At 61.0% G+C, this 16,146-nt stretch carries 13 protein-coding genes and 1 pseudogene; 6 read left to right on the top strand and 8 right to left on the bottom strand.

Going from position 1 to position 16,146, the window contains the following annotated elements; genetic code table 11:
- The first annotated feature begins 10 nt into the window (after positions 1-10).
- From LCM4573_RS19230 to LCM4573_RS19210, 5 genes are all read left to right on the top strand, one after another.
- Positions 11-1,027 carry an ABC transporter substrate-binding protein gene (locus tag LCM4573_RS19230; protein ID WP_244505367.1) on the top strand — a complete coding sequence of 339 codons (1,017 nt, stop codon included), beginning with the start codon at positions 11-13 and terminating at the stop codon, positions 1,025-1,027.
- A 100-nt stretch (positions 1,028-1,127) separates the two neighbouring features.
- Entirely contained in the window at positions 1,128-1,976 is an 849-nt protein-coding gene (locus LCM4573_RS19225; protein WP_071007996.1) for an ABC transporter permease, read from the top strand.
- A 6-nt stretch (positions 1,977-1,982) separates the two neighbouring features.
- Positions 1,983-2,786: an ABC transporter permease gene (locus tag LCM4573_RS19220; protein WP_071007995.1), complete on the top strand. Its 804-nt coding sequence runs from the start codon at positions 1,983-1,985 to the stop codon at positions 2,784-2,786.
- A 16-nt stretch (positions 2,787-2,802) separates the two neighbouring features.
- Positions 2,803-3,870 (top strand): ABC transporter ATP-binding protein, encoded by a 1,068-nt coding sequence (locus tag LCM4573_RS19215; protein WP_071007994.1) that lies wholly within the window; start codon positions 2,803-2,805, stop codon positions 3,868-3,870.
- 15 nt (positions 3,871-3,885) lie between these two features.
- Complete coding sequence (locus LCM4573_RS19210; protein ID WP_071007993.1) at positions 3,886-4,266, top strand: RidA family protein; 381 nt, start codon at positions 3,886-3,888, stop codon at positions 4,264-4,266.
- 29 nt (positions 4,267-4,295) lie between these two features.
- On the opposite strand, the gene LCM4573_RS19205 is transcribed toward LCM4573_RS19210, so the two are convergent.
- The 7 genes from LCM4573_RS19205 to LCM4573_RS19175 form a co-directional block, all read right to left on the bottom strand.
- A complete protein-coding gene (locus LCM4573_RS19205; RefSeq protein ID WP_071007992.1) occupies positions 4,296-5,849 on the bottom strand; it encodes an acetolactate synthase large subunit in 1,554 nt (517 codons plus the stop codon).
- A gap of 14 nt (positions 5,850-5,863) precedes the next feature.
- A complete protein-coding gene (gene gabT / locus LCM4573_RS19200; protein WP_083347535.1) occupies positions 5,864-7,219 on the bottom strand; it encodes a 4-aminobutyrate--2-oxoglutarate transaminase in 1,356 nt (451 codons plus the stop codon).
- 72 nt (positions 7,220-7,291) lie between these two features.
- Positions 7,292-7,876, bottom strand: coding sequence for a cupin domain-containing protein (locus LCM4573_RS19195; RefSeq protein ID WP_071007991.1), 585 nt, complete (start codon positions 7,874-7,876; stop codon positions 7,292-7,294).
- Positions 7,877-7,984: 108 nt separating this feature from the next.
- Entirely contained in the window at positions 7,985-9,901 is a 1,917-nt protein-coding gene (locus LCM4573_RS19190) for an acyltransferase family protein (protein WP_071007990.1), read from the bottom strand.
- Between the two features lie 669 nt (positions 9,902-10,570).
- Positions 10,571-11,488 carry an NAD(P)/FAD-dependent oxidoreductase gene (locus LCM4573_RS19185; RefSeq protein WP_071007989.1) on the bottom strand — a complete coding sequence of 306 codons (918 nt, stop codon included), beginning with the start codon at positions 11,486-11,488 and terminating at the stop codon, positions 10,571-10,573.
- Entirely contained in the window at positions 11,478-12,404 is a 927-nt protein-coding gene (locus LCM4573_RS19180; protein ID WP_244505366.1) for a nucleotidyl transferase AbiEii/AbiGii toxin family protein, read from the bottom strand. Before LCM4573_RS19180 ends, LCM4573_RS19185 begins: the two co-directional genes overlap by 11 nt.
- A 108-nt stretch (positions 12,405-12,512) precedes the next feature.
- Entirely contained in the window at positions 12,513-13,106 is a 594-nt protein-coding gene (locus tag LCM4573_RS19175; protein WP_071008498.1) for a DUF6088 family protein, read from the bottom strand.
- Between the two features lie 94 nt (positions 13,107-13,200).
- On the opposite strand from LCM4573_RS19175, the pseudogene LCM4573_RS19170 reads away from it, so the two are divergent.
- Positions 13,201-13,854 (top strand): annotated as a pseudogene (locus LCM4573_RS19170) (OB-fold nucleic acid binding domain-containing protein); the annotation flags it as partial.
- Between the two features lie 31 nt (positions 13,855-13,885).
- Here LCM4573_RS19170 and LCM4573_RS19165 read toward each other — a convergent pair.
- The coding region (locus LCM4573_RS19165) for an autotransporter outer membrane beta-barrel domain-containing protein (RefSeq protein WP_116285612.1) at positions 13,886-16,146 on the bottom strand (2,261 nt) is incomplete at its 5' end.

Raw genomic sequence — 16,146 nt, 5'->3', positions numbered from 1 at the left:
AACTTTTCTCATGCCGGATCGCCGTACGTTTCTGAAGACGGCGGGTGCGGCCGTGGCTGCTTCGCTCGCCGCGCCCTACATCGCGCGCGGTCAGGAAAACGTGCTCTACGTCAACACCTGGGGCGGCCCCTGGGAAGAGGCGGCCAAGGCGCATCTGATCGACCCCTTTACCGCCGAGACAGGCATCCAGGTGAAGACGGTTTCGCCGGTTTCCTTTGCCAAGCTGGCCCAGCAGGTGAATACGGGCATCTACGAGTTCGACGTGACGACGCTCGGTGCCGGCGAACTGGTGCGCGCCAACGACGCGGGCATCATTGAAGAGTTGGAAGCCCCCTATGAGGGCGGCCTGTTCGAGAACGGCGTCGCTTCGCACGCCTTTGCCACCGTGCTCGCCTGGCGTACCGACAAATACAAGGAGGTGCCGAAGACCTGGACGGACTTCTGGAACGTGGGGAAATTCCCAGGCGGGCGTTCGCTGCAGCGCTATGCCGCGCGGGTTCTACCGATCGCGCTTCTCGCTGACGGTGTCGCCGTGAAGGACCTCTATCCACTCGACGTCGACCGCGCCTTCGCGTCACTCGACAAGATCAAGCCTCATATCCGCGTCTGGTGGACGGCCGGAGCTCAATCAACCCAGATCCTGCGCGACGGCGAAGTGGACATGATCGGCATCTGGCACGGCCGCTTTTTCGAAGCGGAAAAGGCCGGCGCGCCGGTCGCGATGACCTGGGACCAGGGCGAAATCGACCGCTCCTATTGGGTGGTGGCCAAGGACACGCCCAATCTCGAGAACGCCAAGAAATTCGTTGAGTTCRCAACCAGCGCCAAGCCGTTGGCCGGGTTCTGCAAGGCGGCCGACTATGGTCCGCTGAACCCAGCTTCCGGTGAATTCGTCACCGCGGAGGAAGCCAAGCGCATGCCGACCTCGCCGGAGAACTATTCACGGACCTTCGAGCAGGACATGRCGAACTTCGGCGCCGACCCAGCCGAGATTGCCGAGCGCTTCGAGGAATGGATTGCGAGCTGATCCGCTCTTCGGGATCGCCTCGATCACCCGTTTGAAGGCATCGCGCAGAGCGCCGCGGGATCCCATGCGACATGCCGAAACGAGAACAAGGGGAGCGGCAATGGGCACAAGTCTTTCGAAACTCACGGAAAAGCCGAATATCTGGCCCTGGCTTCTCCTGGCGCCGCTGGGCATCTACATGCTCATCTTCTTCGTGGTTCCGCTCGCCGATGTGGCGATCATGAGCTTTACCGAACCGCGCCCCACGCTCGCCAACTACACGAAGGTGCTGACCGGAGCGCTTTACCAGCGTGTCTTCCTGAATACCTTCCTGACCGCAGCATTCGTAACCGCATGTTGTCTTATGGTGGGATATCCGCTCGCCTACCTGATGGCCCATTCCAAACCTCGCACCGCGATGCTGATCCTGCTTCTGGTGACCATGAGTTTCTGGACCAGTTTCCTGGTGCGCACCTATTCCTGGATGGTGCTGCTCGGCAATAACGGGCCGCTGATCGCCTTCCTGCAGATGATTGGCCTCGCAAGCCCGCCRCAGCTTCTCTTCACGCGCTTCTCCTCGACGCTCGCGATGATCCATATCCTGGCGCCCTACATGATCATGAACATCTACTCGGTGATGAAGAAGATCGACCCGGCGCTCGTGCGCTCGGCTGAAAGCCTCGGCGCCAAGGGCTTCTCCTTGTTCCGGCATGTCTACCTGCCGCTAACGGCACCCGGCATCGCCAACGGCTCGGTGCTGGTCTTTGTCATCTGCCTGGGCTTTTACGTGACGCCGGTTCTGCTCGGTAGCCCGCGCGAGCAGATGATCGCCGGCCTGATCGGGCACCAGATCGAGGAATTCCTCGCCTTCGGCCTCGGCTCCGCCATGGCCATGGTGCTGCTCGCCGTCACCCTCATCATTCTCACCATCTATCACCGCCGCTTCGGCCTCGACAAACTCTGGGGGTGATCGTTCATGAACACGTTCATGCGCTGGGCCGGCTTCCTTGTCGTCCTCTTCATCGCGGCACCCCTCGTCATCGTCGTGCCCATGTCGTTCTCTGAGGCGCGGTCACTGCAGTTCCCGCCGCCGGGCTACTGGCTCGGCTATTATCGGGCCTACTTCACGGACATGAGCTGGCTCGTTCCCACCTGGAACAGTATTCTGATCGCCACCGCGACGATGATCCTCACCATGCTTCTGGTGGTGCCGGCGACCTTCGCACTGGTGCGGCATCGCTTTCGCGGCAAGGGGTTTGCCGATCTCATGATGCTGATGCCGCTTGCCGTGCCGCACATCGTGATGGCGGTGGGCTACTATTCCTATTTCGGTCAGCTGCGGCTCGTGCACACGCATTTCGGCGTCATCCTGGCCCATACCTGCCTGTYGGTTCCAATCGCCTTCCTAGTGTTGTCGGCCAACCTGAAGGGCTTCGACCGGAACCTCGAGCGGGCGGCTCAAAGCCTCGGCGCCAGCCCGACAAGAACGTTCATTCATGTGACGCTTCCGATCCTGAGACCGGGTCTCATCATCAGCGCACTGTTCGCCTTCGTTCAATCCTTCGACGAGACCGTGGTGGCGATCTTCATCTCCGGCCGCGGCGCGGAGACCCTGCCGCGCAAGATGTTCGACAGCATACGCCAGGAGGCCGATCCGGTGATCGCGGTCATCTCCACGCTTCTGTTCGCCATAGTCCTCGTCGGCATCGTGGCTCCCTACTTCATCAGCGCGCTGCGCAGCCGCGCTCCGAAGCCGAGCAGACCCGCCGGCGCACACTGATTTCCAAGGAATTCCAATGACCAGTTACCTGCAACTCTCCGGCATCACCAAAACCTACGGACATTTCACGGCGCTCAGCGACGTCAATCTTTCAGTCGAAAAAGGAGAGTTCGTAACCTTCCTGGGCCCAAGCGGCTCCGGCAAGACGACGACGTTGATGATCATCGCGGGTTTCGAAAAGGCGACGTCCGGACTTGTTCAAGTGGGTGGCCAATCGATTACCCAGCTCGCGCCGCATGAACGTAACATCGGCATCGTGTTCCAGAACTACGCGCTCTTTCCCCACAAGACTGCCGTGGAGAACGTCTATTTCCCACTGCAGATGCGTGGCATCAGCCGCAGCCAGGGTTTGAAAAAAGCCGAGGACATGCTTTCTCTCGTCGGCTTGAAGGGTTTTGGGCACCGTCATCCCAAAGAGCTGTCGGGCGGCCAGCAGCAGCGCGTGGCGCTTGCCCGCGCGCTGGTATTCGAGCCCTCGCTGCTCCTCCTCGACGAGCCGCTGGGGGCGCTCGACAAAAACCTGCGCGAACAGATGCAGATCGAGATCAAGCGCATCCAGCGCAGCCTCGGCGTGACGACAATATTTGTTACCCACGACCAGTCGGAAGCCATGTCCATGTCCGACCGGATCGTCGTCTTCGAAAGGGGATGCATCGAGCAGGCCGCAGCGCCACTCGACATCTATCACCGTCCGCAAACATCCTTCGTCGCGGCCTTCATCGGTGAAAGCAACCTCATTCCCGCAACGATCTCCAGCGCGGCGGGAAAGACCGCCGAGAACCCGGCGCTCGGCGCATTTGACTATGCGGGCGCCGACAATGCCCTGGCCGACGGCCAGAAGGTGACGCTGCTGATCCGCCCGGAACACATCAAGCTGTCGCGCAATCCGATCGAAGGGCGCAGGAACGTCCGCATGACGGTCGAAACGATCGTCAATTACGGCGACAACGCTCTGGTCATCGGCCGCGCAGGGGAGGTGACGATGCGGGTTCGCGTGCTCGGCGCCGACGTCGTCATCATCAAGGAGGGCGAAGAGTGCTGCATCAGCTGGATGCCCGAATCCGTCTTCGTCATCACCAAGTAAGCAGGCAGCAAGATCATGACCGCAGATTTCTCCTCCATCATTCAGCGCTTCGGYGTGGGCAAGCGCGGCAGCCTCGCCGTTGTTCACCAAGGCACCGGCTACTTCGCCTGCACGCCGCAAGCGCCCTATGACGGATCGCTCAGCGCGGCAGAGCAGACCCACCAGCTGCTCGCCAAGGCGGAAGGGCGACTGGCCGAAATCGGCTCAGCCAAACAGGGCCTGATCTTCTGCGCGATCATGCTGGCGGACATGGACGACTATGCCGCCATGAACGAGGTCTGGGATGAATGGGTCTCCGACATCGCGCCGCCGGCGCGCGCTTGTTTCCAGGCGCGGCTCGCAAGCCCGGACATGAAGGTCGAGATGATCATGGTCGCAGCCACCGGGACCGTATAGCCCCTGCCAACAATGTCATGTCCGCTGGATCAGGCAATGACGGCTTCTATGAGGAACGGTCCCTTGCGACCGAGCGCGCCCTTATAGAGCGTCACGAATTCCTCCGTCGTCGTGGCGCGTCCGGATTCGACGCCGAGCCCCTTGGCGAGCGAGCACCAATCGAGCTTCGGCTGATCGAGGTCGAGCATCTTGCGAGCGTTCACACCGAAGGAGTTGACGCCGACATTGACCATCTCGCCCTGCAGGATCTTGTAAGCGCTGTTGGCGAAGACGACGGTGACGACGTCGAGCTGTTCACGCGCCTGCGTCCACAGCCCCTGCACCGTGTACATACCGCTGCCATCCGCCTGCATGGCCACTACCTTGCGGTCCGGCGCGCCAATCGCAGCGCCGGTCGCCAGCGGAATACCGATACCGATCGAGCCGCCGGTAATCGGCAGATGGTCATGCGGGTGAAGACCGGGAGCCAAGGCATTGTGCTGGCCGATCGAGGTCAGCGCCTCATCGATGACGACCGCGTTTTCAGGCAGGTGGCGGGCAATAGCCAGGCTGAGTGCGTCGGGCGTCAAGGCGCCGCCGGGAACTTGGACATTGTTCTGTAGGAACGGATTGCGCGCGAACTCGGCATCCGGCTTGATACCGAGTTCATCGGCCAACTGCTCCAGGACTTCGGAAAGATCGTGTTCATGTCCGGCCAGCTGGATAACATCGCAGCCGGGAGGCAGCGTGGTGCTCGGCTTTCCCGGATAGGCGAAGAACGTCACCGGCCGCGAGGCGCCGATGCAGATCGCCATCTCGAAATCCTTCAGCGCCTCGATTGCGAGTTCGATATTGTAGGGCACGGGCCTGACAAAGGCACGGCCCGCGCCACGCGCGCTTCTCGCGGAGGAGGTGGAGAAGAGAGCCGCGCCGGTCGCGGCGGCGATCCGGCCTGCAGTATTGACCGGCTTTTCCCGCATGGCCTTTCCTGCAAGGAGGATGACAACGCGCTTGCCGCTACGAAGTGCATCGGCCGAAGCCTTGAGCGCTTCTGGATCGATCAGGGGAGGAGAGGGGATCGCAACCGGCGAAAGCTGCTCGGGCGAAACGTTGCCCCAAGCGGCATCCGCGGGCAGGATCATGGTGGAAACGCCTCGCCGTGCGATGGAGGCAGCAAAGCCTTCCTCCGTGCAACGGCGGATGTCCTGAGCGCCGCCGGCACGGCCGACCCAATGCGACATAGGCCGTGCCAAGCTCTCGATATCGCTCGTCAGCGGCGCGTCATATTGTAGGTGATAGGAGGCATGGTCGCCGACGACGTTGAGGATCGGCGTGCGGGCGCGGCGGGCGTTGTGAAGGTTTGCCAGACCGTTTGCGAGACCGGGGCCGAGATGAAGAAGCGTCGCCGCCGGCTTGTCGGCCATGCGGGCATAACCGTCAGCCGCACCGGTCACCACGCCTTCGGAAAGACCGAGGACGCAGCGCATGGTAGGCTTCCTGTCCAATGCTGCGACGAAATGCATCTCCGATGTTCCCGGATTGGCGAAGCAGACATCGACGCCATTCACCAGAAGGACATCACAAAGCATATCGGCGCCGTTCATGCACATTTCCTCTTCTACGGGGAGTGGCGAAGCGAACCGGGTTCGGGCCGCTCCGGGGAACAAGGATCAGGCCGCTGCGGACGCAATATCGAGAGGGCGGCTTCGATCGAGGTCTCGAGTATGTCCAGTCCTTCTTCGAGAACCTCCCATTCGATGGTGAGAGGCGTCAGCAAGCGGATCACATTGAGGCGCGTTCCGCAAGACAGGAGGATGAGACCGCGCGCTTCCGCCTCCGCGACGATGCGGGTGGTGATATCGGGTGCTGCAGCCTTTGTGTCGCGATCCTCGACCAGTTCGAAGGCGACCATGGCACCGAGACCGCGGATTTCGCCGATCCGCTCCATTCCCTGGCGCGCGGCGATGGAGGTGAGGCGATCGGTAATCCTGCGGCCGATCTCGGCTGCACGCTCGCAGAGTTTCTCTTCCTCGATGACGTCGAGCACGGCGTTGGCGGCAGCAACGGCGAGCGGATTGCCCGCATAGGTGCCGCCGAGACCTCCGGGATGCGCCGCGTTCATGACCTCAGCCCTGCCGGTGACCGCGGAAAGCGGAAAACCACCAGCCAGTCCCTTGGCCATGGTAACGAGGTCCGGCTTCACGCCCGCATGCTCGAAGCCGAACATCCTGCCGGTGCGAGCCATGCCGGCCTGAACCTCGTCGGCGATCAGTACGATGCCGCGCCGGTCGGCGATCTCGCGCAGACGGATCAGGAACTCCTTCGGCGCCACGTTAAAGCCGCCTTCACCCTGAACAGGTTCGACGATGAAGGCCGCGATCCGCTCTGGGTCGACGTCGGCCGCGAACAACCGCTCCAATCCCGCAATGGCCTCCTCGGTCGAGAAGCCGAGATAGGGATTGGGGAAGGGCGCGTGAAAAACCTCGGCGGGGAAGGGGCCGAAGTTCTTCTTATAAGGCATGACCTTGCCGGTGAGCGCCATGCCGAGCAACGTGCGGCCGTGGAAGGCGCCGGAAAAGGCGACCACGCCGGAGCGGCCGGTATAGGCGCGGGCGATCTTGATGGCATTCTCGACGGCTTCGGCGCCGGTCGTCACCAGCATGGTGCGATTTTCCGCACCGGTCGGCGCAATGGCGTTCAGGCGCTCCGCTAGCCGGATATAGCCCTCATAGGGCGCCACATGGAAGCAGGTATGGGTGAAATGCTCCGCCTGCTCGGCGACGGCGCGCATGATCTTCGGATGGCGATGGCCGGTGTTGTTGACAGCGATACCGGCCGCGAAATCGATGAAGCGGCGGCCGTCCACATCCCAAAGCTCGGCATTCAGCGCTTTCTTCGCAAAAATCGAGCGGGTGCCGACGCCACCCGCCACGGCGGCTCTCTGGCGCATTTGAAGATCTGCTGAGGCGGTCATGACAATCTCCCTGTTGTCGACGACACAGCTATAATGTTGCTCATTATTTTGAGCAATAGGGGCAATGCAGAATCAAAGGTAGGGCGGTGAACAGGCCGAAATGACGATGGTGCGGCGGTCGGAAAGATTTCGGAAACGGTGAGGCACGCGGCTGTCGAAGAGGTAGGATTCACCTGCCTTCAGCACCCGCACCTCGTCGCCCACGGTTACCTCCAGCTCGCCTTCGACGACAAAGCCGCCTTCGGAAGACGCGTGCTGAAGAAGAGTATCTCCAGTATCGGCATTTGGCTCATAGACTTCGTGCAAAATCTGGAGGTTATGGGCTCGCGCATCGCCGATCTGCCGGAAAATCGGCGTGCCGTCGCTGCCAGAGATCGGGGAGGTTGCAATCTTGGAGGTGAGATCGACGAGTTCACCCGCGGAGAAGAACGGGCCTTTCGGTGGGCTTCTTTCCGGTTCGAAAAAGTCTCCCATGCCGACCCCGAGGCCATTCAGGATCTTCCTCAAGGTGGCGACTGACGGGCTGACCTTGTTGGTCTCGACATTCGATATCTGGGCATGTGGCACGCCTGCCCGCTCAGCCAGCTGGCGCTGCGAAAGGCCCGCGGCGACGCGCATGGCGTTCAGGCGGGCGCCGATGTCGAATTTCTGGTCCATTTTCACATCTTTCCACTCGCTGCCGGTCGGTTATGACGTGGAACGATGGATTGTTCAACTGGATGATATTTTGAGCATGACTATTACCAAACGAGACCCATTCATCGRTTACTGCAGATCCGACACGGTTTCTGCTGCCACCGGAGCACGTGAAGGCTCAGCAGGCAAGGGCGCTGGGCCTACGAGCGGGAAGTAGGCAGCCACTGCCAGCTTGCTGCCCTCGACCGAGAAATGTTCGGCGTCCTCATACAAATACTGGCCTTTTTCCCGATACGGGCATTCCAGACCGGAACAAAGTGAGGGCAATGGATCGATGAATGCAGCCGTGCCGGCATAGCGTTTGATTTCGGCGTTGATGGCCGGGTCGAAGAAGATCTTCCATTTGTCCACGGCGTCCGGATCGCGACTTCCCTTCGCGTAGGCGATCACCTGCACGCTGGTGGAAAACTGCGGTGACTGGCCGATGACGTAAACCTTCGTACCAAGCGGCTTAAGTTGCGCGAGCGTGCTTTCGAGCTGGTCCAGCCCGCGCAACTGCAGGTCCGTCCAGCGGGCGCTGAGGATCACGGTGTCGATGTTCAGATCCTTGATGATCTTCAAAGCATTGGCGTTGAACTCGGTGCAGCGCGGCCGGGCGTAGGAATAATAGGAGATGATCGGCGGGCAGCCCGCGGCCGTGTACTGGAAAATCTTCATCGGGATCCGTGCCGAATTGGCAGCGATCCCCGGGACATATTGGGCGGCAAAGGAGTCACCCCACAGAAGTGCCGCCGGCCCGTCACTTTGCGTGATCGCGCAATCGTCGGCACTCCATTTGCGATAATCCGGGTCGTTGGACAGGAAGCACTTGCCCTGGTTCCATTGCTCATGACCGGCAATCTTCTGCTCGGTAAAGTCCGGTCTGCGCCCGGGGAAGCCTTCGGAGGCGATGCCGACAGCGCCGGCCGCCGCGAAAACAACGATTGCGGCCACACCGCCTGCCAGGAGCCGCGGCTGCGTGATCGCGGGGTTGGGTGTGCGGAACGGCTGCTCGACGAAACGCCACGACAGGTAGGCGAGGATGAAGCTGGCGGCAACGATGGCGAATGCCTGGATTGTCGTCGGGTGGTCGAGCGTTTGATAGCGAAAAAAGGAAACGATCGGCCAATGAACCAGGTACAGGGAATAGGAGATCAGGCCGATCCCGACCATCGGCGGCAGGGACAGTATGGATGTCGCGAGAGGCCGGGCAGGGGATTTGCCGATATAGATCAAAAGAACGCTGCCGAGGCACGGATACAGCGCGTTCAAGCCCGGAAACGGCGTGGTCTCATCGAATGTGAAGACCGCAAAGGCGATCAGGCCGAGACCGAGAAAGCCAATCACCTCGGCGAGCCAGCGGGACCTCACCACGGGAATCGTGCCGAGCGCGAGCGCTGCTCCGATCAGCAGTTCCCAGGCACGGGTCGGYAGGACGTAGAAATTGGCGGTCGGAGCGGTGGTCGTCGCATAGACACTCAGCGCGAAGCTGACCAGAATCACAGGCAGCAAGGTCAGYAGCCACCGCTTTCCGAGAAAGCGATAGATGATGAACGTCGCAATGGGCATGAATATGTAGTATTGCTCTTCAACAGAGAGCGACCACGTATGCAGCAACGGGCTGAATACTGAATCGGCGGCAAAATATCCGGATGCCTTCCAGAAATACATGTTGGACATGAAGATCGATGTCGCAAGAAGGCTCTTTGAAAAATCAAGAAAGTACGAGGGGATGAACAAAAGATAGGCGATGACGCATGTGACAGCGACGGTCACGAAGAGGGCCGGGAAAATGCGCCGGACGCGCTTGGCGTAAAAACGAAAGATGGAGAATTTTCCATTCTCGAGATCGCTGAGCAAGCTCATCGCGATCACATAGCCGGAGATGACGAAGAAGACGTCGACGCCGACGAAACCACCTGAAAAACCTGAAACACCAGAATGAAAAAGCAGCACCGGTAGAATGGCGACAGCCCTCAGGCCATCCACGTCGGGGCGATACTTCATGCACACCTCACTGTCTGAACAAAAACCTAGAACCGTGAATTCGTGACAACGCAGGAGAGGCGCAGCCTCTCAATTCATAGGCATGCTTGTGCTGGAGGCCACCGCAATGCAGGAGAATGGCCTCACAGACAGATGAGGTGAAGCACTCTGGATCAAACGAGTGCTCGCCTTTCGGGCAGAGACAACCGGTCAGCCCAAACGCATGTAACGGCAGAAATGTCACGAGAACAAGAAGGTTGTCATCTTAGGCTGGAATTTTGCCCTGCGCTGTCACGGATTCAGTCCGCATCACCCGGGACGATCACTGCCACTTTGTGAGCCAGCTTCAGCCTTTGCGGTTTACAATGGGTCGGCTTCCGCCGATTTGCCGGCTAGGCCGTCGGGGCCGCCATCGCTGAGGCTTGTCTATGAAACTTTGAGCGCTATTTAGCTGGCATGACAGAGAACCCTTCAATCGCAGAAGAGAAACTTCGCCCGATGGATGAGAGGCGGCGCCGCTTCGAGCGGACCCACGAAGTCGCCATATCGATAATCGACGAGGAAACCGAACGGCGGCGCGCAAAGACGGAGAAGCTGAAAGCAATGAGGCTGGCTCGCGCGAGGTAGTTTAAGCGAACGACAGGTTTGGAATGCCAGGTCCGATCTGCCGGGATGTAGCAGCATTCAAGGTCACCGTAAGAGCGTGGCCAACTCGCACAGATCGTTTCGGATCGCGGTCGCGGCTACGCCTGCCTGTCCCATGGCATGACCGATCTGGTCGAGTCCCACGACGACGTCGCCGGCAGCGTACAGTCCAGGCACCGAAGAGCGCTGGTGGGCATCGACTATGACGCAGCCGTCACCAGATCGCCTCGCTCCCAGCCCCTTCACCAGTTCCGAGCGAACATCGGAACCGAGGGCCGGATATACAGATGCGAAGCAGAGCTTCATCCCACCGAGATCGGTGCTGATCGTTTCCTCCTGGAGTTCGAGCTTGGTCACAGGGCCAGACACCGTGCGTACGTCGCAACCGGCAAGATGCCGCTTCTGCTTCGGGGATAGCTCATGCGAGCCGTTCGGTGAGATCAGCGTAACGTCGCGGGTGTAGCTGCGCAGGAACAGCGCTTCCTTGTAGCCTTTCGTCCCCGTGCCGATCACCCCGATTGCCCGATCGGTCACCTCGAATCCATCGCAAACGGGGCAGTAGCGGATCAGACCCCGTGCCACAGCTTCGTCGTGCTGCGCCTGAGGCATTGGCGGCCGGCGGTTGATTACGCCAGTTGCCAGCAAGACGGACCGCGCGCTGATCGCGCCACCCTCATGATGTGCGGTGAACACTGCCCCGCTCTTCTCAAGCGCTAAAACTTTCCGGCGCTGGATGGCAACTCCATAGTGGATGGTCTGCTTCCGCATCCGATCGAGAAGGTCCTTGCCGCTGATCCCATCCGGAAAACCTGCATGATTGTGGGAGACTGGAATAACCGCTGCGCGGCTCGTGTTGTCATCGAACACCGTGACTGACAGATGATAGCGGGCGAGGTAGATTGCCGCAGTCAGTCCAGCCGGTCCGCCACCGATCACGATGCAGTCTGCCACCTCATCTGCCATGCCTTAGCCGCTGCCTCCTCTCCTGGGATCRTCCTTTTCGGGCAGGGTCGTTCCGTCTGAGGTCCTGCATCATCGATTGATGGTCGGGGGTGCGGACGTGTTGTTCGTGATCGTTGCACATGTGGATAAAGTAGGGCGGGTGCAGGCCGCGGAAAGCAGTGTTGCCGGACGTCAGGGCTGGCGACCCCGTGTTCGGCATTGATCGGGTCGTCGATGTCGACGTCCAGCTCGGCGGCGAAATTCCGAGAAGCTCGAAATCGGTGGCGGCGGCTTTGCCCTCGTCGCTATCGAGGAGCATGGTGAGATCGTAGTAGTGTCGCGAGAAATATTGTGGCGTTGGGGACTCGGCAGGGCGATGCGCCTCGGCATGCAAAGCGGTCGCCTGCTCCCAAACGGTGCGGCGGGCGGAGAGAACGACGAAGAAAGCGGGATAATCGTCTGCCGCATAGGGTCGGATCATCCGTTTCTCTGTCGGCCAAGGATCTCCGCGGGCGCCGAGTTCCAGTTTCACCCGTGGGGTGATGTACCCCATGCTTTCGTACTCGGCTCTCGCAAGCGCCGTGGGATAGTGAAAGTTCACCGTTTGCGCGTCAGCGGCATCTATCTCCAGCGACCATTCCCCTTTCGTCGGCTCGCCGAGTTGGTCGACGATTGCAGACCGGAGAGCAGGAAGCAGCTTCTCGGCAATATGCTGCTCGACGTTGCTCACAAGGGCTTCGATAAGCTTGTTCGCCTGCTTCTTGCTGATGCCTTCTTTCGCGGGATCGCGGTCACCTGTGTAACCGAGATCCGCTCGGTCGAAGGAAAGGTCGATATCCTCGGAAAAAATGACACCAAACGCCTTGAAGAGGGAGGTGCCACCCTTGAATACAAGGGTAGCCGCATCCTTCTCATGCAGTCCAAATAGTCGCTTCAAGGTCCAGCAGACCAGAAGTCCTTTTCGATGATCGTATCTCCGACTCCTCGGCCAGCGCCCGTTTCGCCAAACAGCGCTGCCCGAACAGCGGCCGGAAGAAGAGCCACCTTATCCATCGATCTCCCCCGACGCTGCGTTCGCGATCGAGACGAGCGTCGGCCGCATCCAGGCAGGCGCTTGGACAGCAGTGGATGCGAGCGTCTTCTTATCGCTAGCCGACAGACGACGCGCCGCGATCTGCGCAACGTCGCGGGCACGTACCGCCCCTACGTGACGAAGCGCCTGTACGACTGTGCCGGCAGCGCTCCCTGGAGCTATGAGATGCTTGGACGATGCGTGACGCAAATCGACCACGCGCTTGCCCAATACGACACGGCGGGAAGGGCCATCGGTCAGATAGGTGCTTTTTGCCGGTACCTGGGTGGAAAGACCGAGGGCATTGGCTGCGCGCACACCTGCAATCTGCACCCGCGATCCTGTCTCCCGTGCCAATGCCTTTGCGACATCGTCTGAAGCCGGGGAGAGAGCGCCGAGTTGCGGATGAACCCTCGGAAAATCGTACAGGCCTCGCCCCAGGCGCCGGAGCTTACCGTTCTTGACGAGTCTGGAGAGCGCCTGATCGACGGCCGCACGCCCGGCGATGTCCAGAAAGTCAGTGGGCGTGAAAACGCCGCCACGCCCGCCTGCGCGGAGGCGCCTCATGATTTGATCCGGCACCGATGTCGCAACGATTTTCATGTGTCAGAAAATAGGCTATTTTTCCTGACATTCAAGCCAGCGTTGACGTGTCCGTTAGCCGCTACCGCTGTTCGCCGCCGCCGCCAAGCGCGAAGCTCAGGTCATCGCCGAGCAGCGAGAGCCAGAAGTCGAACTGCGGCAGATGACCGAGGGCCACAACGTGGTCGAGGACTACAGCCACACGGGCCTGACTCCTCGCGAGCATCCGATCGCGTTCCTCAGGCGAGACCTGCAGAAGCGGAACATCGTCACGTGCGAAGACGCGATGGCAGCCAGTGACGGACGCTGGCTGATGACGGCAAGTCTGGTCCTCGTTCGGCAAAATCCGGGCTCCGCGAAGGGTGTCATGTTCATCACCGTCGAGGACGAGACCGGTCCGGCGAACGTGGTTGTCTGGCCCAGCCTGTTCGAGAAGCGGCGGCGTGTAGTGTTGGGGGCCAGCATGATGGCGATCAACGTCCGCATCCAAAGGGAGGGAGAGGTCGTTCATCTCGTGGCACAACAGCTCTTCGACCTGAGTGAAGACCTGTCCAGGCTGGCGGATCGTGACGCCGGGTTCAAGCTGCAGCCGGGCAGGGGAGACGAATTCTTCCATGGGTCTCCTGGAAGTCCGGATCCGAGAGACCGTAGGAAGCCGCCTCAGCCGAGAGACATCTTCGTCAAGGACTTGCACATCGACACGCTGAAGGTGAAGGCGCGGAATTTTCACTGACAGCTGACGATTGGGTCCGCGCCTTCACCACTTACCACTTCATTCGGAAGCCGACCGTGCCGGTGAACGCGTGGCTGTCGCCGAAGTCCTTCAGGCCGGTGCGGGCCATGACCTCGCCGTAGAGCGAATATTTGCCCTCGGCCCAATCGACCGTGCCGCCCATGCCGAGACCGCCCCACAGTCCGTCATTCTCGCTGCGGATCGGGGTGCCGGCGACATCCACGGTCGAACCGTCCTTGAAGTCGTAATAGAGATTGGCGATCCCGTAGATATGTGCCCGGCTGATGTTGCCGGCGGCGTCCCGCCATTCCGTCTGCCGGTCGATAGCAAGCCCGAGCCTGCCGATCAAACTGTCGCCGCTTCCAAGCGCCACACCGGCGCCGAACGGATCGGCGAAATCGTCGAAATCGACCGACGACCAGGCAAGCTGTGCCTGCGGCGTGAACGCCCATTCCGGATCGATCGGGATACGCTTGCCGACCTCGATGCCGAGAGCATAGCCGAAACCATTGTTGCCCTCGGTGAGGCCGATGCCGGCGGTTTCGGAAAACAGATCGCTGTCATACCAGGTCGCCTGCGCCTGGCTGTCCACATACCAGCCGTCATTGCCGTACCAGGTCAGCATGCCCGAAAGTCCRTARCCCTTCGTGTCGATCGAACCCGAACCGTATATCGAGCTGACATCGGCCGAGACCGTGCCGTAATGCACCGCCACGCCGCCGATGAAATTGCCGGCGGCGCCCTCGTAAAGCGATGTGTCGAAACCCGCCTTGAGCCGCCAGATCGTGGTGTCATACTGCGCACCGGTCGTGCTTTCCGGATTGAATTCGGCGCGCGCGCCCTCGATCTCGCCCCACATCCCGATGCCCGGTGAGACGGTCATCTCGTTTGAAATACCGTCAGCGCCCTGCGCCACCACCGTCCAATGGCGGTTGCCGAGCCGCTGCTGCAGCGTGCCGAGCTGATTGAAGGTCTGCAGCGCGCCGGCATAGGCCTCGTAAATCGGCACGCCGGCTTGATAGAGCGGCGTGGGTGCCGGCTCATGAGGGCCAGGACCCGGCCCAGGCCCTGGAGCAGGTTCGTCGGGAGAGATCAGGGCGGAGCGGAGATACCAGTCACCGTCTGCCGGATCACTGACGCCGTTCTTGTAAAGGCGATAGGCATAGGCACCGGCGACGACGGCCTGATCGCCCTGGTAAACATAGTCGCCCTGCAGTGCGAAGGCCCCGTTAGAAGCTCCGCCGACATCGACGATCTTGATGCCTTCCACGGTTTGAGCGCCCGCGCCCCCGAGATTGACGACCTGCACATTGGTGGAACCCGACGTGCCGCCGGAAATCACAAGAAGGTCGGTAGACGACACGTCGTCACCAAGCACGGTCTCGACTTCAAGCGTGCCGCCACTCCCCACATAGTCGCCGTCGATCGTCAGCGTACCGATCGAGTTGCCCGGCGCGATCGTGCCGGCGCTTGTCAGCGATCCGACAACGGTGCCGGTGCCCTGCAGCCGGCCGTCGGCCAGGACGTCGATACCACCCCCGGCGATAGCCGTTCCGTTGACCGCGAGTTTACCGCTTGCCACCTCGATTGAGGCGGAGGTTGAGCTGCCATCGAGCTGGAGGGAACCGGAGTTAACCGTCAGTGCGTCGATACCGGTAATAGAAAAGGGTGCACTATAGACAAAGCTGCCGCTGCCAAGGTCGAACGTTAGCAGGTCAGTACCGTCTCCAGTGATGTTGCCACTGATGTCGCCTCCAGTGACAGTCAGGGTATCGGTGCCGCCCCCCAGAACTACGTCACCGGTGAGCGTGCCTGCCGTCGTGATCGTAGCGCTGCCATTGTTCTCGTCGCTGCCATCGCGATCGGCGTCACCGTCTCGCAAAGCCACTCCGGAGGCAGAGCCGTCAATGATTACCCCGGCGTCAATGGTCACCGTCCCGTTGCCCGCACCCGCTGTATGTATTGCCGCGCCGTTCCCACCGCCTCCCGTGACAGTGCCGCTAGCGACGTTGATGTTATACGTTCCGGCACCGTTGTTTCGGGCGAATAAGCCGTCGCCGCTGCCGTTGTTCGTAACTGTGCCTCCGCTCATGCTGATGCTGGCAGTGCTCGTGGCCACTGCATTGTTGACCACCGCGCTCAGGACGGGATTGGTGCCGCTTTGGACCGTGACCGCGCCGCCTGCCATGGTGATGCCGGCGCTGCCCAGCTCGGACTGGCTGAGGATGCCTGTCCCCGAAGCGGTCGTGACCGTACCGTCGCTGATGGTGACACTGGCCGCGCCAGAGGAGG

Origin of the sequence: Rhizobium sp. LCM 4573 (genome assembly GCF_001854865.1) — a bacterium.
GTDB lineage: Bacteria > Pseudomonadota > Alphaproteobacteria > Rhizobiales > Rhizobiaceae > Neorhizobium.
Note: the sequence above shows the minus strand (reverse complement) of the source record. Positions and strands in the feature narration are given on the sequence as shown.